The organism is Variovorax sp. TBS-050B (genome assembly GCF_029893635.1).
In the GTDB taxonomy this organism is placed as follows: Bacteria; Pseudomonadota; Gammaproteobacteria; order Burkholderiales; family Burkholderiaceae_C; genus Variovorax.
In genome coordinates, this window is record NZ_JARXYR010000002.1 from 4,495,815 (window position 1) to 4,516,605 (window position 20,791).

Below are 20,791 nucleotides of genomic sequence, written 5' to 3' on the forward strand. Positions count from 1 at the left end.
CTCAGCGCATGCGCCAGAGCACCGGCGCAATGAACGCCGTCCAGCGCAGGAGCCGCCTGGGGCGGACCACCACCAGCGCGATGGCGGCCGCCGCGCCGACGGCCACCGGATGCTCCTTCGCGATCCGCAGCGCCGCGGCACCGGCCGTTTCGTCGGCCGGCGGGGCTTTCGGGGCGCCCGCAGCGGCAGAGGCGTCGGTACGCGGCGCCTGCAGCGTGGCGATGCGCTCGCGCTGCCGCTCCATGCGGGCGAGCAGCTCCTCGCGCGTGGCCGGGCGCCGCGGCCGCGGTGCCTCTTCGTCCGCGTCGGGGTCCTTGCCGATGCCGAAGCTCTCCTGCACCCAGGCCCAGTCGCGCTCGAACTCGCGCCGCGCGGGCACGAAGCTGTTCGAGGCGCGGCGAAGCGTCAGGAGCAGGCCGATCGCGGCACCGAGCCAGAGCAGCGCCCACACGCCGGCCACCCACCATGCCGCGGCAATGCGGTGCGGCGTGTCCCAGAAATGGACCACCACCGCCATGGACAGCAAGGCCGCGGCCACCGTGGTCAGGCCGCCCACCGCCACCACGAGCGCCAGCGCCATCTTCAGGCGCTGCTTCTCGTCCTCCCACGCCATGCGCAGGAGCTGCATGCGGTCTTCGGCGGCGAGTGCGCCTTCGGCCGCCGCAATGCGCAGGCGCCGCAGGCGGGCGTCGAGCCCGAACAAGGACAGCAGCTTCATGCGCGGCCTCCCCACCGGCAGAGGCCGGAAGCGAGGCGGCGGGGTGCGTTCAGGTCAGCGGCGGCCAAGCAGCAGGCCCACCAGCACGCCGACGGCCAGCGCTGCGCCGGCGATCTGCCACGGTTCGTCATGGGCGTAGGCATTGGCCGAGGTGGCCGCTTCGCGCGCCTTCTTCGCGGCGAGCTTGCTCTTCTCGGCAGCGAGTTCGCGGGCGATCGCGAGCTTGGAGTCGATGCGCTGGCGCAGCGCCTTGATGTGGGGAACCGAATCCAGGTCCTTGCTGGCCAGCACGCCGCGAACGTCGCTCGCGATGTCTTCAGCTGCTGCTTCGATGTTGTTGGATGCACTCATTGGAATCTGTCCTCCGTGATGACACCGGCAACGCGCCGGCGGCTTCACGCCAGCAAATGGCGTGGTGTCATGTTACAGGCACAAAAGCCCCTCATGCATCGCGGATTCGTAGACTTCTGCACATGAGCGCGCGGCCATTGCCGCCGCTCAGGCGGACGCGACCATCTGCGCCACGTGACGGCCGATGGCGAGGCAACTCGTGAGCCCCGGCGATTCGATGCCGAAAAGATTGACCAGCCCGCGCACCCCGTGCGTCGCAGGCCCGTCGATGACGAAGTCGCTCGCGGGCTCGTGCGGCCCGGAGATCTTCGGCCGCATGCCCGCGTAACCCGGGATGAGCCCGCCATCGGGCAGCGCAGGCCAGTACTTGCGCACCTCGGCGTAGAAGCCGTCGCCGCGCGCAGGGTCCACCACGAGGTCGTCCACCGATTCCACCCATTGCACGTCCGGCCCGAACTTCGCCTGGCCGCCCAGGTCGATCGTCAGGTGCACGCCCAGGCCGCCGGGCTCGGGCACCGGATAGATCAGGCGTCCGAACGGCGCGCGGCCCGACAGGGTGAAATAGCTGCCCTTCGCGAACCAGGCCTTCGGCACCGCCGCTGCCGGCAGCCCCTCGAAGCGGCGCGCGAGCCCGGGTGCACCGAGCCCGGCGGCGTTGACCACGGTGTTGCAGCGCAGTGCCGTGCCATCCTCCGCGATCAGCACGATGGCATCGGCGCCGCACTCGGCGCGCGCGACCGGCGATTTCAGCGCCAGCATGCCGCCCGCGTTCTCCAGGTCGCCGAGCAGGCTCAGCATCAACGCATGGCTGTCGACGATGCCGGTGCCCGGGGAATGCAGCGCGGCGACGCAATGCAGCTGCGGCTCCATCGCCGCCGCCTGCCGGGCCGTGATCATCTCGAGGTCGTCGACGCCATTGGCCGCCGCCTTGGCGCGGATCGTTTCGAGCTGCCCCACCTGCTCGGCGGAGGTCGCCACGATGAGCTTGCCGCAACGCCGGTGCGGCACACCGCGCTCGGCGGCGTATTCGTAGAGCGCCTGGCGCCCTTCCACGCAGAGCCGGGCCTTCAGCGATCCTTGTGGATAGTAGATGCCGGCGTGAATCACTTCGCTGTTGCGGGAACTGGTGCCGGTGCCGATCGCACCCTCCGATTCGAGCACCACCACTTCCCTGCCCGCCAGCGCCAACGCACGCGCCACGGCCAGGCCCACCACACCACCGCCGATGACGGCGCAATCGAGTTCGTCCATGCCGCGAGCTTAGCGCGGCCGATGCCGGGATCAGGACGGCGGCGGCTCGGGTTCGGTGGGTTCGTCGTCCGGCGGGTTGCTCGGCCCCTCGTCGGGCTCCACGGGCAGGTCGGGCGGAAGATCGGGATGTGTGGCCATGATCGATCGTCTCCTTTGCGCCCGTTCTAGGCGCATCGGCAGCCGATGCAGCCGGCATGCGACGGCAGCTGGCGTCAGCACGGGCCGACAGCAGGCAAATCGAAAGCGGGCGCGCCAACAAAAAAAGCGACCGGGATGACCCTGGTCGCTTTTTGCCTGAGAAATCTGGTGGGCGGTGGAGGCTTCGAACCTCCGACCCCAGCAGTGTGAATGCTGTGCTCTACCCCTGAGCTAACCGCCCTTTTCAGCCTTGGCTGCGTCTGCTGCCCTGGCGTGAATCGCGCTGTGCGAAGCCTTAGATTATGCCACAGGATTTTGGCCGTTCCAGAGAAACTCAGCCGTTTTGCCGAAACAGCGTGCGGCCGTTGCTCGATTTGTCGAGCTGCGACAACAGCGCCTCGTGCGCTGCGAGCTCCTGCTCCCCGGCCATGATGACCGGCAGCTCGAACTGGCTCAGGTCGATGGCGACCACGGTCGTGCCGCCCTGCGCAGGCTCGTTCGCGGCTACATCGATCAGCAGCGCATCCTGGCCGCGCGTGAGGTTGATGTAGACGTCGGCCAGCAGCTGCGCGTCGAGCTTGGCGCCGTGGAAGGTGCGGTTCGAACGGTCCACGCCGAAGCGGTCGCACAGCGCATCGAGCGAATTGCGCTTCCCCGGGTAGACCTGCTTCGCCATCGCAAGCGTGTCGGTCACTTCGCCGACGAAGCTCTGCAGCGGCGGCAGGCCGGCGCGCTCGAACTCCTTGTTGAGGAAGCCGACGTCGAAGGCCGCGTTGTGGATGATCAGCTCGGCGCCGCGCAGGTACTCGACGATGTCGTTCGCGAGCGTGGCGAACTTCGGCTTGTCGCGCAGGAAGTCGGTCGTGAGGCCGTGCACCTTGAGCGCGTCCTCGTGGCTCTCGCGCTCCGGGTTGAAGTAGATGTGCAGGTCGTTGCCCGTGAGCTTGCGCGCGAACAGCTCGACGCAGCCGAGCTCGATGATGCGGTCGCCGTTCTCGGCGGACAGGCCGGTGGTCTCGGTGTCGAGGACGATCTGGCGCGTCATGCGTGCCCCCTCGCTCGGAACTTCGTGTCCTCGCCGCCCCCCGAAAGGGTGCGAGCTTGCCTGGGGCGGCCCGGCGCTGCGCTCATCAGTGGTTTTCCTTGGCGTGGTTGATCGAATACTTCGGGATCTCGACCGTCAGGTCTTCCTTCGCCAGGATGGCCTGGCAGCTCAGGCGCGATTGTGGCTCCAGGCCCCAGGCGCGGTCGAGCAGGTCTTCCTCGCCCTCCTCGGCTTCGTTGAGCGAATCGAAGCCCTTGCGCACGATCACGTGGCAGGTGGTGCAGGCGCAGCTCATCTCGCACGCGTGTTCGATGTCGATGTGGTTGTCGAGCAGCGCCTCGCAGATCGAGGTGCCGGTGGGCGCCTTGATCTCTGCACCCTCGGGGCAGTACTCGGGGTGCGGCAGTATCTTGATGATCGGCATGTGGTTCTTAGAGTGATTCGACCTTGCGGCCCGACAGCGCCCGCGCGATGCCCGCGTTCATGCGCTGCGCCGCGAAGGCTTCGGTGTCCTGGGCCAGCGCCTTGGTGGCGCCTTCGATGGCCGCCGCATCGCTGCCGGCCGCGGCTTCGCGCAGGCGCGTCATCGAGGCATCGATGACGCTGCGCTCCTGGGCGCTCAGCAGGTCGCCGTCCGCATCGAGCGCGCTCTGCGTCGCGAGCAGCATGCGCTCGGCGTCCACGCGCGCTTCCACGAGTGCGCGCGCCTGCATGTCCTGCTGCGCGGTCGAGAAGCTTTCCTGCAGCATGGTCGCGATCTGGTCGTCCGACAGGCCGTACGAAGGCTTGACCGCCACGCTGGCTTCGACGCCGCTGGTCTGCTCCTTCGCGCTGACGCTGAGCAGGCCGTCGGCATCGACGGTGAAGGTCACGCGGATCCGCGCCGCGCCGGCGGCCATCGGCGGAATGCCGCGCAGCGTGAAGCGCGCCAGGCTGCGGCAGTCGGCCACGAGATCGCGCTCGCCCTGCACCACGTGGAGTGCCAGCGCGGTCTGGCCGTCCTGGTAGGTCGTGAAGTCCTGCGCCATCGCTGTGGGAATGGTTTGGTTGCGCGGCACGATGCGTTCCACCAGGCCGCCCATGGTCTCGATGCCTAGCGACAGCGGAATCACGTCGAGCAGCAGCAGGTCGCCGGCGCCGCTGTTGCCCGCGAGCTGGTTGGCCTGGATCGCGGCGCCGAGCGCCACCACTTCGTCGGGATTGAGGTTGACCAGCGGCTCGCGGCCGAAGAACCCGGCCACCGCGCGCCGCACTTGCGGCATGCGCGTGGAGCCGCCGACGAGCACGATGCCCTGCAGGTCCTCGGGCTTGAGCTTCGCATCGCGCAGCGCCTTGCGCACCGCGGCGATCGTGCGGTCGGTGAGCGGCTTGGTGGCGGCATCGAACTGCTCGCGCGAGAGTGCGAAATCGACCGTGCCGCTCGCGAGTTCCGCGCGGAAGCCGGTCGAGGCGGCATCGGTCAGCGCCTCCTTCGCCGCGCGGGCCGCGACGAGCATCGCGGCGCGGTCGGCATCGCTTTCGGTGCGGGCGCCGGTCTGCGCCAGCACGAAGCCCGCGAGCGCATGGTCGTAGTCGTCGCCGCCGAGCGCCGAATCGCCGCCCGTGGCGATCACCTCGAACACGCCCTGCGTGAGCCGCAGGATCGAGATGTCGAAGGTGCCGCCGCCGAGGTCGTAGACTGCATAGACGCCTTCGCTCGCGTTGTCGAGGCCGTAGGCGATGGCCGCCGCCGTGGGCTCGCTGATGAGGCGCAGCACGTTGAGGCCGGCGAGCTGCGCGGCATCCTTGGTGGCCTGGCGCTGGCCCTCGTCGAAGTACGCGGGCACGGTGATGACCGCGCCGTAGAGATCGTCGTTGAAGGTGTCCTCGGCGCGGTAGCGCAGCGTGGCGAGAATCTCCGCGCTGATCTCCACCGGCGACTTCTGGCCGGCCAGCGTGTGCACCTTGACCATGCCGCCGTCGCCGCTGCCGTCGATGCGGTAGGACATCGATTCGCGGTTCGAAATGTCACCGAGGCCACGGCCCATGAGGCGCTTGACCGAGGTGATCGTGTTGGCGGGGTCCTGCCCGCGTGCCGCCACGGCGTCGAAGCCGATCTGGCGGCGGTCGTCCGCAAGATAGCGCACCACCGAGGGCAGCAGCACGCGGCCCTGGTCGTCGGGCAGGCATTCGGCCACGCCGTTGCGCACCGCGGCCACCAGCGAATGCGTGGTGCCGAGGTCGATGCCCACGGCGATGCGGCGCTGGTGCGGATCGGGCGCCTGGCCGGGTTCGGAAATCTGAAGAAGAGCCATAGGAATGAGGACTTATTGTCCCAACTGATCGAATCTGGCTTCGACGTCCTGTCCGAAGCGCTCAATGAACATGAGGGCTCTCACCTGCTGCGCGGCGGCCGGGTAGTCGCCCTTCTCGTCGATCAGCCAGTCGAGCGACGACAGCGCACGCGCGCGGCCGGCCTCGACCTCGGCCTGCAGCCGTTCCACCGCCGCGAGATCGTCGGCATCGTCGAGCGCCTCGCGCCATTCCATCTGCTGCATCAGGAAGTCGGGCGGCATCGCCGTGTTGTTCTCGGCATTCAGCGGCGCGCCGTTCAGCTCGCAGAGGTAGCTCGCGCGCCGGATCGGATCCTTGAGCCGCTGGTAGGCCTCGTTGATGCGCACCGACCACTGCATCGCCATGCGCTGCGCGGCCGCGCCCTGCGCCGCGAAGCGGTCCGGATGCGCCTCGCGCTGCAGTTCCTTCCAGCGCGCGTCGAGCACGGCGCGGTCCTGCGCGAAGGTCGCCGGCACGGCGAACAGTTCGAAGTCGGTGTCGTTCAGATTCATGGCAAGAAAAAACCGCCAGCACATGACATGGTGGCGGCCGTGGTCGCGGTCAGCGACGATGCATCAGATGCGAAAGCTTTCGCCGCAACCGCAGCGGTCGCGCTCGTTCGGGTTGTTGAACCTGAAGCCCTCATTGAGGCCCTCGCGCACGAAATCGAGCTGCGTGCCGTCGATGTAGGCGAGGCTCTTGGGATCGACCAGCACCTTCACGCCGTGGTCTTCGAAGATCACGTCTTCGGGCGAAGGTTCGTCCACGTATTCGAGCTTGTAGGCCAGGCCCGAGCAGCCGGTGGTCTTCACGCCCAGCCGCACGCCCACGCCCTTGCCCCGCTTGCCGAGGTAGCGGGTGACGTGTCGCGCAGCGGCGTCTGTCAGCGTGACGGCCATGTCAGTGGACGGCTTCCGTGGCGGCTGCGGCGCTGCCGCTCTTCGCGCCATGCTTGGCCTTGTAGTCGCTCACTGCGGCCTTGATCGCGTCTTCCGCGAGGATGGAGCAGTGGATCTTGACCGGCGGCAGCGCCAGCTCTTCGGCGATCTGCGCGTTCTTGAGCGCAGCCGCTTCGTCGAGCGTCTTGCCCTTGACCCATTCGGTCACGAGCGAGGACGAGGCGATGGCCGAGCCGCAGCCGTAGGTCTTGAAGCGCGCATCTTCGATCACGCCGGTTTCGGGGTTGACCTTGATCTGCAGCTTCATGACGTCGCCGCAGGCCGGCGCGCCGACCATGCCGGTGCCGACCGAATCGTCGCCCTTTTCGAAGGAGCCGACGTTGCGCGGGTTCTCGTAGTGGTCGATGACCTTGGAAGAATATGCCATGGTGTACCTCTCAAACTTTGTTCAATCGTGGAGCTCGTTGGCGGCCTGCGTCAGTGCGCCGACCACTGGATCGTGCTGATGTCGACGCCGTCCTGGAACATCTCCCACAGCGGGCTCAGTTCGCGCAGCTTCGCCACGTTGTGCTTGATGGTCGAGACGGCGTAGTCGATTTCTTCTTCGGTCGTGAAGCGGCCGATGGTCATGCGCAGGCTGCTGTGCGCCAGTTCGTCGCTGCGGCCGAGGGCGCGCAGCACGTAGCTCGGCTCCAGGCTGGCCGAGGTGCAGGCCGAACCCGACGACACCGCCAGGCCCTTGATGCCCATGATCAGCGACTCGCCCTCGACGTAGTTGAAGCTCATGTTGAGGTTGTGCGGCACGCGGCGCTCGAGGTCGCCATTGATGAACACCTGCTCCACGTCCTTCAGGCCGTCGAGCAGTCGCTTCTGCAGGCGTGCGGCCTTGGCGATGTCTTCCTTCATCTCGAGCCTGGCGATGCGGAAGGCCTCGCCCATGCCCACGATCTGGTGCGTGGGCAGCGTGCCCGAGCGCATGCCGCGCTCATGGCCGCCGCCGTGCATCTGCGCCTCGAGCCGCACGCGCGGCTTGCGGCGCACGTACAGCGCGCCGATGCCCTTGGGGCCGTAGGTCTTGTGCGAAGCCAGGCTCATGAGGTCGATCGGCAGCTTGGCGATGTCGATCTCGACCTTGCCGGTGGCCTGGGCCGCGTCGACGTGGAAGATCACGCCCTTCTCGCGGCAGGCATTGCCCAGCGCGGCCATGTCCTGAATGACGCCGATCTCGTTGTTCACGAACATCACGCTCGCGAGGATGGTGTCGGGACGGATCGCGGCCTTGAACTTCTCGAGGTCGAGCAGGCCGTTTTCCTCGACGTCCATGTACGTGACCTCGAAGCCCTGGCGCTCGAGCTCGCGCATGGTGTCGAGCACCGCCTTGTGCTCGGTCTTCACCGTGATGAGGTGCTTGCCCTTGCCCTTGTAGAAATGCGCCGCGCCCTTGAGCGCGAGGTTGTTCGACTCGGTCGCGCCGGAGGTCCAGACGATCTCGCGCGGATCGGCGCCGATGAGCTCGGCCACGTAGCCGCGTGCCTTCTCGACCGCCTCTTCAGCCTCCCAGCCCCAGGCGTGGCTGCGCGACGCCGGGTTGCCGAAGTGATCGCGCAACCAGGGAATCATGGCGTCGACCACGCGCGGGTCGACCGGCGTGGTGGCGCCGTAGTCGAGATAGATCGGGAAATGAGGAGTTACGTCCATGGCTGGCTCGTGCTGGCGTGGGTTGTTATGTGTCGATGTCTGTCGAAAAGCTTTTCTCGCCGCGGCGCCCGCAGGCGCCGCGCCAATCGGATGACGCTGCCGCCGCCCTCAGGACTTGGCGAAGGCGTTGCCCAGTGCGAAGACCGAATTCGGCGCGTTCACGCGGATCGGCTTGACCACCGGCTGCGCCGAGATCGCGCGTTTCACGACCGGCTTGTTCTCGATCTGGACGCCCTTGGCGATCTGGTCGTCGACGAGCTTCTGCAGCGTGACCGAATCGAGGAACTCGACCATGCGCTGGTTCAGCGAGGCCCAGAGCTCGTGCGTCATGCAGCGGCCCTGCTCGCCGAGGCAGTTTTCCTTGCCGCCGCACTGGGTGGCATCGATGGGTTCATCGACGGAAACAATGATGTCTGCGACGGTGATATCCGCAGCCTTGCGGCCGAGGCTGTAGCCGCCGCCGGGGCCGCGGGTCGACTCGACCAGCTCGTGGCGGCGCAGTTTGCCGAACAGCTGCTCGAGGTACGACAACGAAATCTGCTGCCGCTGGCTGATCGCAGCCAGCGTGACCGGACCGGTGTTCTGACGCAACGCCAGATCGATCATTGCTGTGACCGCAAAACGGCCTTTGGTAGTGAGACGCATCGCAAGCTCCTTCAAGTGCTTACCGTTGAAACGACACCCGGCTCGAGGAGCCGCGGTGACCTTCGTCTCCGCCCTGCCCGACCCCCGGCGCTGGTGAACCAGCCGGTGGGAGTCGAACCTTCATCGCGAAGTTCTTTTTTCTTGTTGTTGAGTATTTCGCTCAAGTATAGCAGATATCCCCGGAGTCTGCTCGGGTAAACCCCAGCGGGTACCCACTTGATGAAGAACGGGCTGCGCCTTAGGACGGCAGCACGACGATATTGTCGCCGCCCGAGGCCCCGAAGGCCTGCTCCCGCAGTAGCGCGAGCTGGTCGCGCACCCGGGCCGCCTTCTCGAATTCGAGGTTGCGGGCGTGCTCCATCATGAGCTTTTCGAGCCGCTTGATCTCGCGGGCGATGTCCTTTTCGCTCATGTCCTCGACCTTGGCGCGCTCCAGTTCGAGCTTGGCCGCTTCCTTGCCGCTCTTTTCGCTGTAGACGCCGTCGATCAGGTCGCGCACCTGCTTGTTGATGCTGCGCGGCGTGATGCCGTTGGCTTCGTTGTGGGCGATCTGCCGTGCGCGGCGGCGTTCGGTCTCGTCGATGGCCTTCTTCATCGAATCGGTCATCCGGTCGGCGTAGAGGATGGCCTTGCCGTTCAGGTTGCGCGCCGCGCGGCCGATGGTCTGGATCAGCGAGCGCTCGGCACGCAGGAAGCCTTCCTTGTCGGCGTCGAGGATCGCGACCAGCGACACCTCGGGGATGTCCAGCCCCTCGCGCAGCAGGTTGATCCCCACCAGCACGTCGAAGGTGCCGAGGCGCAGGTCGCGCAGGATCTCCACGCGCTCGACCGTGTCGACGTCGCTGTGCAGGTAGCGCACCTTCACGCCGTTGTCGCCGAGGTAGTCGGTCAGCTGCTCGGCCATGCGCTTGGTCAGCGTGGTGATCAGCACCCGCTCGTTCTTCTCGACGCGGATGCGGATCTCGCCCAGCACGTCGTCGACCTGGTGCGTGGCCGGGCGCACCTCCACCTCGGGATCGATCAGGCCGGTCGGCCGCACGAGCTGCTCGACCACGTTGCCGGTGTGCTGCTTCTCGTAGTCGGCCGGCGTGGCCGAGACGAAGATGCACTGCCGCACGCGCGCCTCGAACTCCTCGAGCTTGAGCGGCCGGTTGTCGAGCGCGCTCGGCAGGCGGAAGCCGTATTCGACCAGCGTGGTCTTGCGCGCCCGGTCGCCGTTGTACATGCCGCCGAGCTGGCCGACCATCTGGTGGCTCTCGTCGAGGAACATCAGCGCGTCCTTCGGCAGGTAGTCCGTCAGCGTGGCGGGTGGCTGGCCCGGCGCGGCGCCCGAGAGATGGCGGGTGTAGTTCTCGATGCCCTTGCAGTGGCCGATCTCGGCCAGCATCTCGAGGTCGAAGCGGGTGCGCTGCTCCAGCCGCTGCGCCTCGACCAGCTTGCCCTGCGAGACGAACTCCTTGAGCCGCTCCGCCAGCTCGATCTTGATGGTTTCGACGGCGCCCAGCACCTTGTCGCGCGGCGTCACGTAGTGGCTCGACGGATAGACCGTGAAGCGCGGGATCTTCTGGCGGATGCGCCCGGTGAGCGGGTCGAACAGCTGCAGCGTCTCGATCTCGTCGTCGAACAGCTCGATGCGGATCGCCAGTTCGCTGTGCTCGGCCGGGAACACGTCGATGGTGTCGCCGCGCACGCGGAAGGTGCCGCGGGAGAAATCCTGCTCGTTGCGCGTGTACTGCATGCGGATCAGCCGTCCGATCACGTCGCGCTGGCCGATCTTGTCGCCCACCCGCATGATGAAACGCATCTGCGTGTAGTCCTCGGGCGTGCCGATGCCGTAGATCGCGCTCACCGTGGCCACGATGACCGTGTCGCGCCGCTCGAGCACGCTCTTGGTGGCCGACAGCCGCATCTGCTCGATGTGCTCGTTGATCGAGGAGTCCTTCTCGATGAACAGGTCGCGCTGCGGCACGTAGGCCTCGGGCTGGTAGTAGTCGTAGTAGCTCACGAAGTACTCGACGGCGTTCTTCGGAAAGAACTCGCGGAACTCGCTGTAGAGCTGGGCCGCCAGCGTCTTGTTGGGCGCGAAGACGATCGCCGGGCGGCCGAGCCGCGCGATCACGTTGGCCATGGTGAAGGTCTTGCCCGACCCCGTGACGCCCAGCAGCGTCTGGTAGACCTCGCCGTCGAGCACGCCCTCGACCAGCCCTTCGATCGCCTTCGGCTGATCGCCGGCCGGCGGATAGGGCTGGTAGAGCTCGAACGGCGAGCCCGGAAATTTGACGAACTCGCCCTGCTTCGACGGACCGATGGGGTCGAGCTTCTTCAGGTCTGCTATGGCTTCGTTGTTCTCTGGCATGGCTGTTCCCGACAGATGGCGCGCGGCCGGTAAAATTCAAGGCAACCGGCAAGCTTAAACCTCCTGCCGGTTGCCAGCGAAGCTTTCACCCAAAGGACCTTTCCATGTCTATGTTCACCGCGGTCGAAATGGCACCGCGCGACCCGATCCTCGGCCTCAACGAGCAGTTCGCCGCCGACACCAACCCCAAGAAGGTCAATCTCGGCGTCGGCGTCTACTACGACGACAACGGCAAGCTGCCGCTGCTCCAGTGCGTGCAGGCGGCCGAACAGGACATGATGAAGGCGCCCGCCGCCCGCGGCTACCTGCCGATCGACGGCATCGCAGCCTACGACAACGCGGTCAAGGCGCTGGTCTTCGGCGCCGACAGCGAGCCGGTGCAGTCGGGCCGCGTCGCGACCATCCAGGCCATCGGCGGCACCGGCGGCCTCAAGGTCGGCGCCGACTTCCTCAAGAAGCTCAACCCGAACGCCAAGGTGCTGATCAGCGACCCGAGCTGGGAAAACCACCGTGCGCTGTTCACCCAGGCCGGCTTCCAGGTCGAAAGCTACCCCTACTACGACGCCGCCAAGCGCGGCGTCGATTTCGACGGCATGCTGGCCGCACTCAACGCAGCGCCCGCCGGCACCGTCGTGGTGCTGCACGCCTGCTGCCACAACCCGACCGGCTACGACATCACCCCTGCGCAGTGGGACCAGGTCGTCGCCGCCGTGAAGGCCAAGGGCCTCGTGCCCTTCCTCGACATGGCCTACCAGGGCTTCGGCTACGGCCTGAAGGAAGACGGCGCGGCCGTCGCCAAGTTCGTGGCCGCCGGCCTGACCTTCTTCGTCTCGACCTCGTTCTCGAAGAGCTTCAGCCTCTACGGCGAGCGCGTCGGTGCCCTCTCGGTGCTGTGCGAGAACAAGGAAGAAGCCGGCCGCGTGCTGTCCCAACTCAAGATCGCGATCCGCACCAACTACAGCAACCCGCCGATCCACGGCGGCGCCGTCGTGGCTGCGGTGCTCGGCAACGCCGAACTCCGCGCGCTCTGGGAAAAGGAGCTCGGCGAGATGCGCACCCGCATCAAGGCCATGCGCCAGAAGCTCGTCGACGGCCTGAAGGCCGCGGGCGTGAAGGAAGACATGAGCTTCATAACGACGCAGATCGGCATGTTCAGCTATTCGGGCCTCAGCAAGGACCAGATGGTGCGTCTGCGCAACGAGTTCGGCGTGTACGGCACCGACACCGGCCGCATGTGCGTCGCCGCGCTCAACAGCAAGAACATCGACTACGTCTGCGCGTCGATCGCCAAAGTCATCTAGGTGACAGGAACGTGAAGGAATTTCGCCGGGCGACAATTCCTTCACAGCAGAGCCGAAAACGCCCCTGATGCCGGGTTCGGCATGGGGTTCGGCCTGCTGCATCGGGGCCCGCGCGCTGATATATTGCACTGCAACATTCCCTCCCGGACCCCAGATGCTCTACCAACTCTACGAAGCCCAGCGTTCCCTGATGGAGCCGTTTGCCGATTTCGCGCAGGCCGCTTCCAAGCTCTACAGCCAGGGCGCGTGGGGCCAGCTGCCGATGGCGCAGCGCATGGCCGCCGGCTATGACCTGCTCTACCGGCTGGGCAAGGACTACGAAAAGCCCGAGTTCAACATCAAGTCCGTCAAGGTCGACGGCGAGGAAGTGGTGATCCAGGAGGCGGTCGAGCTCGACAAGCCCTTCTGCGAACTGCGCCGCTTCAAGCGCTTCACCGACGAACCGCACATCCTCAAGACGCTCAAGAGCCAGCCCGTGGTGCTGATCGTGGCGCCGCTGTCGGGCCACTACGCCACGCTGCTGCGCGACACGGTGCGCACGATGCTGCAGGCGCACAAGGTCTACATCACCGACTGGAAGAACGCCCGCCTCGTGCCGCTTTCGGAAGGCGAATTCCACCTCGACGACTACGTCAACTACGTGCAGGAGTTCATCCGCCGCCTGCAGGCCGAATACGGCAACTGCCACGTGGTGAGCGTGTGTCAGCCGACGGTGCCGGTGCTCGCGGCCGTCTCGCTCATGGCGAGCCGCGGCGAGCCGCTGCCGCTCAGCATGACGATGATGGGCGGCCCGATCGACGCGCGCAAGTCGCCCACGGCGGTGAACAACCTCGCGATGAACAAGAGCTACGAGTGGTTCGAGAACAACGTGATCTACCGCGTGCCGCAGGGCTTCGCGGGCGAGGGCCGCCGCGTGTACCCGGGCTTCCTGCAGCACACGGGCTTCGTCGCGATGAACCCCGACCGCCACGCGAGCAGCCACTACGACTACTTCAAGGACCTGATCAAGGGCGACGACGCGAGCGCCGAAGCCCACCGCAAGTTCTATGACGAGTACAACGCCGTGCTCGACATGGACGCCGATTACTACCTCGAGACGATCCGCACCGTGTTCCAGGAATTCGACCTGGTGAACGGCACCTGGGACGTGCGCAGCCCCGAAGGAAAGCTGGAGCGCGTGCGCCCGCAGGACATCCGTTCGACCGCCCTGCTCACGGTCGAGGGCGAGCTCGACGACATCTCCGGCTCCGGCCAGACCGAGGCCGCGCACAGCCTGTGCACCGGCATCGCCGATTCGAAGCGCGAGCACTACGAGGTCAAGGGCGCCGGCCACTACGGCATCTTCAGCGGCCGCCGCTGGCGCGAACTGGTCTATCCCAAGATGGCGAAGTTCATCGCCGCGCACGACCAGCCGCAGCGCCGCGCCGGCGCGCGCGAGAACCTCCCGGCCGAAGACCGCATCAAGCCCGGCCGCACGACGGCGACCTCCGCCGCCGCGAGCAAGCCGGCCGCCGTGGCAGCCGCCAGGAAGCCCGCGGTCCGCAGGAAGTGAACGCGCTGGCCGCACGCATCCACGAAGCACTGCCGCAAACGCAGTGCACACGTTGCGGCTATCCCGATTGCGCAGGCTACGCGCAGGCCGTGGCCGATGGCGCCGCCGGCATCAACCAGTGCCCGCCCGGCGGCGCCGAAGGCATTGCAAGGCTCGCGCGGCTCACCGGCCGCGAGGCGCTGCCGCTCGATCCGCAGTTCGGCACCGAGGGCCCGCGCAGCATGGCGCTCATCGACGAAGCCTGGTGCATCGGCTGCACGCTCTGCCTCGATGCCTGCCCGACCGATGCCATCGTCGGCATCCACAAGCGCATGCACACCGTGATCGAGGCGCACTGCACGGGCTGCGAGCTCTGCATCCCGGTCTGCCCGGTGGACTGCATCTCGCTCGAGGTCGAAACGCCCGGCCGCAGCGGCTGGGCCGCGTGGTCCAGCGCGCAGGCCGACGCCGCGCTGCAGCGCTACCAGCGCCATGCCGCGCACCGCGGGCGTACCCGACGCACCGAAGAACCCGCGCCCGCAGTCACCGCCGCCACCGCCGAGCCGCAGGCGGCCGACACGCGCAAGCGCTCGATCATCGAAGCCGCGCTGGCTCGCGCCCGCGCTGCGTCCCCACAGAAGCAACAACGCCCGCCCGAGGCCCAGCCATGACCTTCGACACGCTGCTCATCTATGTCGTCGCCTCGCTCGCACTGGCGGTGATTCCGGGGCCCACGATGCTGCTCGCGCTGTCGAACGGCATCGAAGGCGGCATGAAGCGCGCGAGCTGGGGCATCGCGGGCGCTTCGCTCGGCAGCACCGTGCTGATCGCGGTGGTCGCCCTGGGGCTGGGGTCGCTGCTCGCCGCCTCGGAAATGCTCTTCGACGCGATCCGCGCGGCCGGCGTGGCCTACCTGGTGTGGCTCGGCGCCAAGCTCTGGCGCAGCGAAGCCGCCGACCTCGGTGCCGCGCTCGCCAGGTCCGCGGTCGAGCCGCGCCCGCACGGCCGCGTCGCGCTCCTGCGCAGCCTGCTGGTGGCGCTCTCCAACCCGAAGACGGTGCTGTTCTTCGCGGCCTTCCTGCCGCAGTTCATCGACGTCGGCCGCCCGCAGGGCCCGCAGTACCTGCTGCTCGGCGCGATCTTCGTGGCGCTCGACACCTGCGTGATGCTGGCCTACGCCGCCGCCGGCACGCAGGCCGTGCGCTGGCTCTCGCGCCGCGGCCTGCGGCTGCTGAACCGCGGCTGCGCGGCCGGCATGTGGCTGCTGGCCGCCACGCTCGCCTTCTGGCGCCGGCCGGCCTGACCGGCCGCTCGATCAGCCCTTCTTCGGGCGCTTGAAAAGCAGCAGCAGCACGCCCGCGAGCACCACGCCCACCGCGTACCACTCGAAGCGCGTGACCGTCTCGCCGGCGATCCACACGCCCAGCAGCATCGCGATCACCGGATTCACGAAGGTGTAGCTCGCGGCGAGCCCGGCGGGCGCACGCGCCAGCAGCACCATGTAGGCGTTGAACGCGATCAGCGAACCGAACACCACCAGGTACAGCCAGGCCGCCACGGCCACCGGCTCGGGCGGCCAGACCCACTTTTCGCCCGCGAGCGCCGAAAGCACCAGCAGCACCAGGCCGCCGCAGATCATCTCGCTCGCGAAGCCCATCGCGCCGGGCGCCAGCGGCAGGCTGCGCTGGCTCAGCACGCTGCCGATCGACCAGCAGACGCAGGCGAGCGAGATGGCCACCAGCCCCGCGGGCGACGACTGGAAACCGCTGCCCTGCGTGAGCATCAGCACGCCCGCAAGCCCGAGCGCGATGCCCATGGCCTCGAGCCACGTCGGCCGAACGCCCCAGACCAGGTTCAGCAGCGCGATCAGGAGCGGCACCACCGCGATGAACGCCACCACGAGTCCGGAGCCGATCGACACCTCGGCATAGGCCACGCCGCCCATGCCGCCGCCGAGCATCAACGCGCCCACCACCAGGGCGTTGCGCCATTGCAGGGCCGACGGCCAGGCCGCGCCGCGCCAGCGCATCCAGGCCGCGAGCACCACGCCCGCGAACAGGAAGCGCGAGCCCATCTGCAGAAAGGGCGCGAAGCTGACCAGCGCGTACTTGATCGCAAGATAGGTCGAGCCCCAGACCAGCCAGGTGGCGGCAAGACAGAGCCAGAGGATGGGCGGCAGCGCAGGGCCGGGCGCAGTGCTGCTGCGCGCGGCTTCGGCGGGAGAAGCGAGGGTCGGCATGGGTGTGCGATGGATTGTTGTTGGAAGCTTGCCGCGCCCATGGTATGAAAGCAGACCGCCGGCAGCCATGCGATTTCGATGGTTCTGCCCTTCTCGAACCATTGATTTGAAGGAGTTGCATGGACTTCGCCTTGAACCCCTCGCTGGACGCGCACGACACCCGCATCCTCGCCGAACTCCAGAAGGATGCGCGGCTCACGATGGCGGAACTCGGCCGCCGCGTGCACCTGAGCCAGCCCGCCGTGACCGAGCGCGTCAAGAAGCTCGAGGCCGCGGGCGTGATCAGCGGCTACCGCGCCACCGTCAACCTCGCGAAGCTCGGCTATGGCATCCGCGCGCTGATCCGCGTCGGGCGCGCCGAATACGACCGCGTGGTGCAGCTGATCCAGCAGACGCCCGAATGCATCAATGCCTACAACGTGACCGGCGAGGACAGCTGGATCCTGGAAATCGCGGTCATCGACGTGAGCCACCTCGACGCGGTGGTCACCAAGTTCTGCATACTGACAGAGACCGCGACCTCGATCATCCTGAATCCGGCACGCGAGCACCAGCCGATGCTGCCGCCGCAGCGCTCGGACGTGAAGCCGCCGATCAGGAAGGTCGTCAACGCCTGAACGAGTTCACCCCCAGGCTTCGCGCACTTCGTGTCGCTTCGCCAACCCCCTCGCCGGGGGCAACACCAGCGGCCCGGCAAAGCCGGTTCCGCGGTGTTTCACGAGCAAGTTCAGGGCATCGGCGATGAGCTGGCCAATGCGGCGAAAGCAGCAACCACTTCCGGCGGCGCCTGCACCATCTCGATCAGCACGCCCTCGCCTGCGATCGGGAACTCGTCGCTCGCCTTCGGGTGCAGGAAGCAGATGTCGAAGCCCGCCGCGCCCCTGCGGATGCCGCCGGGTGCGAAGCGCACGCCCTGCGCGGTGAGCCACTCGACGGCCTTCGGCAGGTCGTCGATCCACAGGCCCACGTGGTTGAGCGGCGTGGCATGCACGGCCGGCTTCTTCTCGGGGTCGAGCGGCTGCATCAGGTCGACCTCGACCTTGAACGGGCCGCTGCCGATCGCGCAGATGTCCTCGTCGACGTTCTCGCGCTCGCTCTTGAAGGTGCCGGTGACCTCGAGCCCCAGCATGTCGACCCAGAGCTTCTGAAGCCGCGTCTTGTCGGACCCGCCGATCGCGATCTGCTGGATGCCGAGCACCTTGAACGGGCGTTCGGCGGCCGTCATGCGCAGGCCTCCGCGCTGCGCCGGGCGGCGAGGCCCAGCTTCTTCAGCAGCACCGTGTCGGCCTCGACGTCGGGGTTGCCGGTCACGAGCAGCTTGTCGCCGTAGAAGATCGAATTGGCGCCGGCCATGAAGCACAGCGCCTGCACCGCATCGCCCATCTGCTGGCGCCCGGCGGAGAGGCGCACGCGCGCGGTCGGCATGGTGATGCGCGCGACCGCGATCATGCGCACGAAGTCGAAGGGATCGACCGGCTCCGAATCGGCCAGCGGCGTGCCCGGCACGCGCACGAGGCTGTTGATCGGCACCGACTCCGGATACGGATCGAGGTTGGCCAGCTGCGCGATCAGCCCCGCGCGATGCACCGGCTGCTCGCCCATGCCCACGATGCCGCCGCAGCACACGCTGATGCCGGCGCTGCGCACATGGGCCAGCGTGTCGAGCCGGTCCTGGTAGGTGCGCGTGTCGACCACGTCGGTGTAGTACTCGGGCGCGGTGTCGAGGTTGTGGTTGTAGTAGTCGAGGCCCGCGGCCTTGAGCTGCTGCGCATGGTGCGGCTCGAGCATGCCGAGCGTGGCGCAGGTCTGCATACCCAGGCCCTTCACGGCCTCGACCAGCACCGCCACCTTCTCGACGTCGCGGTCCTTGGGGGCGCGCCAGGCCGCGCCCATGCAGAAGCGCGTGGCGCCGGCGTCCTTGGCGGCCTGGGCGGCACGCAGCACCTCGTCGACCTCCATGAGCTTCTGCGCCTTCACGCCGGTGTCGAACTCGGCCGACTGCGGGCAGTAGCCGCAGTTCTCGGGGCAGCCGCCGGTCTTGACCGAGAGCAGCGTGGCCAGTTCGATGTCGCCCTCGGGAAAGTGCGCGCGGTGCACCGTCTGCGCCTGGTACAGCAGTTCCATCAGCGGCTTGTCGAGCAGCGCCTGGATGGCCTCGACCGACCAGGGGCCCGGCTTCGGCGCCGCAGCCTGCGCGGACGGCCGGTGCAGCGTGATCGTCTGCGAAATGTCGTTGGCACCCATCATTCGAACTCCATGATCACCTGATCGACCGCGAGCGACTCGCCCTTCGCGGCAGAAATCTTGCCCACCACGCCGTCCTGCGTGGCGAACAGCACGTTCTCCATCTTCATGGCCTCGATCACCGCGAGCTTCTCGCCCGCGCGCACCTGCTGGCCGGGCTGCACCGACACCTCGACCAGGAGCCCCGGCATCGGCGACATCAGGAACTTGCTGAGGTCCGGCGGTGCCTTGTAGGGCATCAGCGCGAGCAGCCGCGCACCGAGCGGCGACAGCACCATCGCCTCGATCTGCTTGCCGTCGTGCGACACGCGCAGCGCCAGCGGGCTGCGCCCCACGCCGCGCTCGACCTGGGCGGTGAACGGACGGTCGTTGACCGTGCCCTGCACGCGGATCGCACCGAGCGCCGAGCCGCTGTCGATCTTGTAGTTCCTGCCGTCCACCGCGACCGCGCTGGCGCCGGTCTTGCCGTGGAAATCGGTCACCGAGACCGCATGGTGCACATGCTTGCCTTCGGCGCCGAGCTCGACCACCACGAACTGCTCGCCCACCTTCACGCCGTGGCCTTCGAGCTGCCCGCTGATGCCCGAGGCGCGCGCCCGGTAGCGGCGGTGCACGTAGGCGGCGAGCGCCACCAGGAACGCGGGGTCGGCATGCGGCACGTCCTCGGCATGGAAGCCCTTGCCGTAGTGCTCGGCGATGAAGCCGGTGTTGAAATCGCCCGCCACGAACTTCGGATGCGCGAGCAGCGCCGCCTGGAACGGGATGTTGCTGCTGATGCCGCGGATCACGAAGCCGTTGAGCGCCTCGCGCATGCGCGCGATGGCATGGTTGCGGTCCTTCCCGTGCACGATGAGCTTGGCGATCATCGAGTCGTAGTACATGGGGATCTCGCCGCCGTCGTACACGCCGGTGTCCACCCGCACGCCGTTCAGGCGCTCGGTGTCGGCCGCGAACATGGTCTCGGTCGGCGGCTGGAACTTCACCAGCCGCCCGGTCGAGGGCAGGAAGTTGCGGAACGGGTCCTCGGCATTGATGCGGCACTCGATGGCCCAGCCGTTGCGCTTCACGTCGGCCTGTGCGAGCGGCAGCTTCTCGCCCGCCGCGACGCGGATCATGAGCTCGACCAGGTCGAGCCCGGTGATGCACTCGGTGACCGGATGCTCCACCTGCAGCCGCGTGTTCATCTCGAGGAAGTAGAAGCTCTGGTCCTTGCCGACCACGAACTCCACCGTGCCCGCGCTCTGGTACTTCACCGCCTTGGCGAGCGCCACCGCCTGCTCGCCCATCGCGCGGCGGGTCTGCTCGCTGATGAAGGGCGACGGCGCCTCCTCGATCACCTTCTGGTGCCGGCGCTGGATCGAGCATTCGCGCTCGTTCAGGTAGATCACGTTGCCGTGCGCATCGCCGAGCACCTGGATCTCGATGTGGCGCGGCTCCTCGACGAACTTCTCGATGAACACCCGGTCGTCGCCGAAGCTGTTGCGCGCCTCGTTGCGGCACGAGGTGAAGCCCTCGAAGGCCTCCTTGTCGTCGTACGCCACGCGCAGGCCCTTGCCGCCGCCGCCGGCCGAGGCCTTGATCATCACCGGGTAGCCGATGTCCCTCGCGATCTCGACGGCACGCTCGGCCGTCTCGATGGCGTCGTTCCAGCCCGGAATGGTGTTGACCTTGGCTTCGTTCGCGAGCTTCTTGGAGGCGATCTTGTCGCCCATCGCCGCGATCGAATAGTGCTTCGGTCCGATGAAGGCGATGCCCTCTTCCTCGACCTTGCGCGCAAAAGCTTCGTTCTCCGACAGGAAGCCGTAGCCCGGGTGCACCGCCTCGGCGCCGGTCTGCTTGCAGGCCGCGATGATGCGGTCGGCCTGCAGGTAGCTCTCGCGGCTCGGTGCGGCACCGATGTGCACCGCCTCGTCGGCGAGCTCGACGTGGCGTGCCTCCTTGTCGGCGTCGGAGTAGACGGCCACGGTGCGGATGCCCATCTTCCGCGCGGTCTGGATCACGCGGCAGGCGATTTCGCCGCGGTTGGCAATCAGGATCTTCTTGAACATGTCTTCTTTCTCCG

The 20,791-nt window shown here is 67.6% G+C and carries 22 protein-coding genes and 1 tRNA gene; 5 read left to right on the forward strand and 18 right to left on the reverse strand.

The genetic code is table 11. The annotated features are described in order from the left end of the window. Window position 1: 1 nt before the first annotated feature. From M2165_RS23925 to uvrB, 14 genes are all read right to left on the reverse strand, one after another. Window positions 2–718 carry a phage holin family protein gene (locus M2165_RS23925; protein WP_280817060.1) on the reverse strand — a complete coding sequence of 239 codons (717 nt, stop codon included), beginning with the start codon at window positions 716–718 and terminating at the stop codon, window positions 2–4. Between the two features lie 54 nt (window positions 719–772). Beyond that, window positions 773–1,069 carry a DUF883 family protein gene (locus M2165_RS23930; protein ID WP_280817061.1) on the reverse strand — a complete coding sequence of 99 codons (297 nt, stop codon included), beginning with the start codon at window positions 1,067–1,069 and terminating at the stop codon, window positions 773–775. 147 nt (window positions 1,070–1,216) lie between these two features. Then, window positions 1,217–2,320, reverse strand: a complete 1,104-nt coding sequence (locus M2165_RS23935; RefSeq protein WP_280817062.1) for an NAD(P)/FAD-dependent oxidoreductase — start codon at window positions 2,318–2,320, stop codon at window positions 1,217–1,219. Window positions 2,321–2,350: 30 nt separating this feature from the next. Next, window positions 2,351–2,458 (reverse strand): stereocilin, encoded by a 108-nt coding sequence (locus M2165_RS23940; RefSeq protein ID WP_280817063.1) that lies wholly within the window; start codon window positions 2,456–2,458, stop codon window positions 2,351–2,353. Window positions 2,459–2,624: 166 nt separating this feature from the next. Beyond that, window positions 2,625–2,699 (reverse strand) — tRNA-Val (locus M2165_RS23945). Window positions 2,700–2,792: 93 nt separating this feature from the next. After that, complete coding sequence (gene dnaQ, locus M2165_RS23950; RefSeq protein WP_280817064.1) at window positions 2,793–3,503, reverse strand: DNA polymerase III subunit epsilon; 711 nt, start codon at window positions 3,501–3,503, stop codon at window positions 2,793–2,795. 85 nt (window positions 3,504–3,588) lie between these two features. Beyond that, complete coding sequence (gene fdx / locus M2165_RS23955; RefSeq protein WP_280817065.1) at window positions 3,589–3,927, reverse strand: ISC system 2Fe-2S type ferredoxin; 339 nt, start codon at window positions 3,925–3,927, stop codon at window positions 3,589–3,591. A 7-nt stretch (window positions 3,928–3,934) separates the two neighbouring features. Next, window positions 3,935–5,797 carry a Fe-S protein assembly chaperone HscA gene (gene hscA / locus M2165_RS23960; RefSeq protein WP_280817066.1) on the reverse strand — a complete coding sequence of 621 codons (1,863 nt, stop codon included), beginning with the start codon at window positions 5,795–5,797 and terminating at the stop codon, window positions 3,935–3,937. Window positions 5,798–5,809: 12 nt separating this feature from the next. Continuing rightward, window positions 5,810–6,328: a Fe-S protein assembly co-chaperone HscB gene (hscB, locus tag M2165_RS23965; protein WP_280817067.1), complete on the reverse strand. Its 519-nt coding sequence runs from the start codon at window positions 6,326–6,328 to the stop codon at window positions 5,810–5,812. A 63-nt stretch (window positions 6,329–6,391) separates the two neighbouring features. After that, window positions 6,392–6,715: an iron-sulfur cluster assembly protein IscA gene (iscA, locus tag M2165_RS23970; RefSeq protein ID WP_280817068.1), complete on the reverse strand. Its 324-nt coding sequence runs from the start codon at window positions 6,713–6,715 to the stop codon at window positions 6,392–6,394. A 1-nt stretch (window position 6,716) separates the two neighbouring features. Next, complete coding sequence (gene iscU, locus M2165_RS23975; RefSeq protein ID WP_280817069.1) at window positions 6,717–7,142, reverse strand: Fe-S cluster assembly scaffold IscU; 426 nt, start codon at window positions 7,140–7,142, stop codon at window positions 6,717–6,719. 50 nt (window positions 7,143–7,192) lie between these two features. After that, complete coding sequence (locus M2165_RS23980; protein ID WP_280817070.1) at window positions 7,193–8,413, reverse strand: IscS subfamily cysteine desulfurase; 1,221 nt, start codon at window positions 8,411–8,413, stop codon at window positions 7,193–7,195. Between the two features lie 108 nt (window positions 8,414–8,521). Continuing rightward, complete coding sequence (gene iscR / locus M2165_RS23985) at window positions 8,522–9,058, reverse strand: Fe-S cluster assembly transcriptional regulator IscR (RefSeq protein WP_280817610.1); 537 nt, start codon at window positions 9,056–9,058, stop codon at window positions 8,522–8,524. Between the two features lie 238 nt (window positions 9,059–9,296). After that, window positions 9,297–11,414, reverse strand: coding sequence for an excinuclease ABC subunit UvrB (gene uvrB / locus M2165_RS23990; RefSeq protein WP_280817071.1), 2,118 nt, complete (start codon window positions 11,412–11,414; stop codon window positions 9,297–9,299). Window positions 11,415–11,518: 104 nt separating this feature from the next. On the opposite strand from uvrB, the gene M2165_RS23995 reads away from it, so the two are divergent. The 4 genes from M2165_RS23995 to M2165_RS24010 all read left to right on the forward strand — a co-directional run bounded on the left by M2165_RS23995 (window position 11,519) and on the right by M2165_RS24010 (window position 15,549). Further along, window positions 11,519–12,715, forward strand: a complete 1,197-nt coding sequence (locus M2165_RS23995; protein ID WP_280817072.1) for an amino acid aminotransferase — start codon at window positions 11,519–11,521, stop codon at window positions 12,713–12,715. A 154-nt stretch (window positions 12,716–12,869) separates the two neighbouring features. Then, window positions 12,870–14,267, forward strand: a complete 1,398-nt coding sequence (gene phaZ, locus M2165_RS24000; protein ID WP_280817073.1) for a polyhydroxyalkanoate depolymerase — start codon at window positions 12,870–12,872, stop codon at window positions 14,265–14,267. After that, the gene (locus M2165_RS24005; protein WP_280817074.1) at window positions 14,264–14,917 is read left to right on the forward strand and encodes an RnfABCDGE type electron transport complex subunit B; all 654 of its coding nucleotides are present in this window, start codon (window positions 14,264–14,266) and stop codon (window positions 14,915–14,917) included. Before phaZ ends, M2165_RS24005 begins: the two co-directional genes overlap by 4 nt. After that, a complete protein-coding gene (locus M2165_RS24010; RefSeq protein WP_280817075.1) occupies window positions 14,914–15,549 on the forward strand; it encodes a LysE family transporter in 636 nt (211 codons plus the stop codon). The genes M2165_RS24005 and M2165_RS24010 overlap by 4 nt, the downstream gene beginning before the upstream one ends. Before the next feature lie 12 nt (window positions 15,550–15,561). On the opposite strand, the gene M2165_RS24015 is transcribed toward M2165_RS24010, so the two are convergent. After that, window positions 15,562–16,485 carry an EamA family transporter gene (locus M2165_RS24015; protein WP_280817076.1) on the reverse strand — a complete coding sequence of 308 codons (924 nt, stop codon included), beginning with the start codon at window positions 16,483–16,485 and terminating at the stop codon, window positions 15,562–15,564. Between the two features lie 119 nt (window positions 16,486–16,604). On the opposite strand from M2165_RS24015, the gene M2165_RS24020 reads away from it, so the two are divergent. Beyond that, the gene (locus M2165_RS24020) at window positions 16,605–17,102 is read left to right on the forward strand and encodes an Lrp/AsnC family transcriptional regulator (RefSeq protein ID WP_280817077.1); all 498 of its coding nucleotides are present in this window, start codon (window positions 16,605–16,607) and stop codon (window positions 17,100–17,102) included. Between the two features lie 110 nt (window positions 17,103–17,212). Here the strand turns inward: M2165_RS24020 and M2165_RS24025 are convergent, their stop codons facing one another. From M2165_RS24025 to accC, 3 genes are read right to left on the reverse strand one after another with little or no spacing between them, the layout of a single operon-like run. Beyond that, complete coding sequence (locus M2165_RS24025) at window positions 17,213–17,710, reverse strand: VOC family protein (RefSeq protein WP_280817078.1); 498 nt, start codon at window positions 17,708–17,710, stop codon at window positions 17,213–17,215. Continuing rightward, window positions 17,707–18,729 (reverse strand): biotin synthase BioB, encoded by a 1,023-nt coding sequence (gene bioB, locus M2165_RS24030; RefSeq protein ID WP_280817611.1) that lies wholly within the window; start codon window positions 18,727–18,729, stop codon window positions 17,707–17,709. Before bioB ends, M2165_RS24025 begins: the two co-directional genes overlap by 4 nt. Beyond that, window positions 18,729–20,777 carry an acetyl-CoA carboxylase biotin carboxylase subunit gene (accC, locus tag M2165_RS24035; protein WP_280817079.1) on the reverse strand — a complete coding sequence of 683 codons (2,049 nt, stop codon included), beginning with the start codon at window positions 20,775–20,777 and terminating at the stop codon, window positions 18,729–18,731. The genes bioB and accC overlap by 1 nt, the downstream gene beginning before the upstream one ends. Between the last annotated feature and the right edge of the window lie 14 nt (window positions 20,778–20,791).

Bases quoted from the DNA above. Each gene is read 5' to 3' on its own strand.
- M2165_RS23925 (WP_280817060.1), bottom strand. From the start codon at position 718: ATGAAGCTGCTGTCCTTGTTCGGGCTCGACGCCCGCCTGCGGCGCCTG.
- M2165_RS23930 (WP_280817061.1), bottom strand. From the start codon at position 1,069: ATGAGTGCATCCAACAACATCGAAGCAGCAGCTGAAGACATCGCGAGC.
- M2165_RS23935 (WP_280817062.1), bottom strand. From the start codon at position 2,320: ATGGACGAACTCGATTGCGCCGTCATCGGCGGTGGTGTGGTGGGCCTG.
- M2165_RS23940 (WP_280817063.1), bottom strand. From the start codon at position 2,458: ATGGCCACACATCCCGATCTTCCGCCCGACCTGCCCGTGGAGCCCGAC.
- dnaQ (WP_280817064.1), bottom strand. From the start codon at position 3,503: ATGACGCGCCAGATCGTCCTCGACACCGAGACCACCGGCCTGTCCGCC.
- fdx (WP_280817065.1), bottom strand. From the start codon at position 3,927: ATGCCGATCATCAAGATACTGCCGCACCCCGAGTACTGCCCCGAGGGT.
- hscA (WP_280817066.1), bottom strand. From the start codon at position 5,797: ATGGCTCTTCTTCAGATTTCCGAACCCGGCCAGGCGCCCGATCCGCAC.
- hscB (WP_280817067.1), bottom strand. From the start codon at position 6,328: ATGAATCTGAACGACACCGACTTCGAACTGTTCGCCGTGCCGGCGACC.
- iscA (WP_280817068.1), bottom strand. From the start codon at position 6,715: ATGGCCGTCACGCTGACAGACGCCGCTGCGCGACACGTCACCCGCTAC.
- iscU (WP_280817069.1), bottom strand. From the start codon at position 7,142: ATGGCATATTCTTCCAAGGTCATCGACCACTACGAGAACCCGCGCAAC.
- M2165_RS23980 (WP_280817070.1), bottom strand. From the start codon at position 8,413: ATGGACGTAACTCCTCATTTCCCGATCTATCTCGACTACGGCGCCACC.
- iscR (WP_280817610.1), bottom strand. From the start codon at position 9,058: ATGCGTCTCACTACCAAAGGCCGTTTTGCGGTCACAGCAATGATCGAT.
- uvrB (WP_280817071.1), bottom strand. From the start codon at position 11,414: ATGCCAGAGAACAACGAAGCCATAGCAGACCTGAAGAAGCTCGACCCC.
- M2165_RS23995 (WP_280817072.1), top strand. From the start codon at position 11,519: ATGTCTATGTTCACCGCGGTCGAAATGGCACCGCGCGACCCGATCCTC.
- phaZ (WP_280817073.1), top strand. From the start codon at position 12,870: ATGCTCTACCAACTCTACGAAGCCCAGCGTTCCCTGATGGAGCCGTTT.
- M2165_RS24010 (WP_280817075.1), top strand. From the start codon at position 14,914: ATGACCTTCGACACGCTGCTCATCTATGTCGTCGCCTCGCTCGCACTG.
- M2165_RS24015 (WP_280817076.1), bottom strand. From the start codon at position 16,485: ATGCCGACCCTCGCTTCTCCCGCCGAAGCCGCGCGCAGCAGCACTGCG.
- M2165_RS24020 (WP_280817077.1), top strand. From the start codon at position 16,605: ATGGACTTCGCCTTGAACCCCTCGCTGGACGCGCACGACACCCGCATC.
- M2165_RS24025 (WP_280817078.1), bottom strand. From the start codon at position 17,710: ATGACGGCCGCCGAACGCCCGTTCAAGGTGCTCGGCATCCAGCAGATC.
- bioB (WP_280817611.1), bottom strand. From the start codon at position 18,729: ATGGGTGCCAACGACATTTCGCAGACGATCACGCTGCACCGGCCGTCC.
- accC (WP_280817079.1), bottom strand. From the start codon at position 20,777: ATGTTCAAGAAGATCCTGATTGCCAACCGCGGCGAAATCGCCTGCCGC.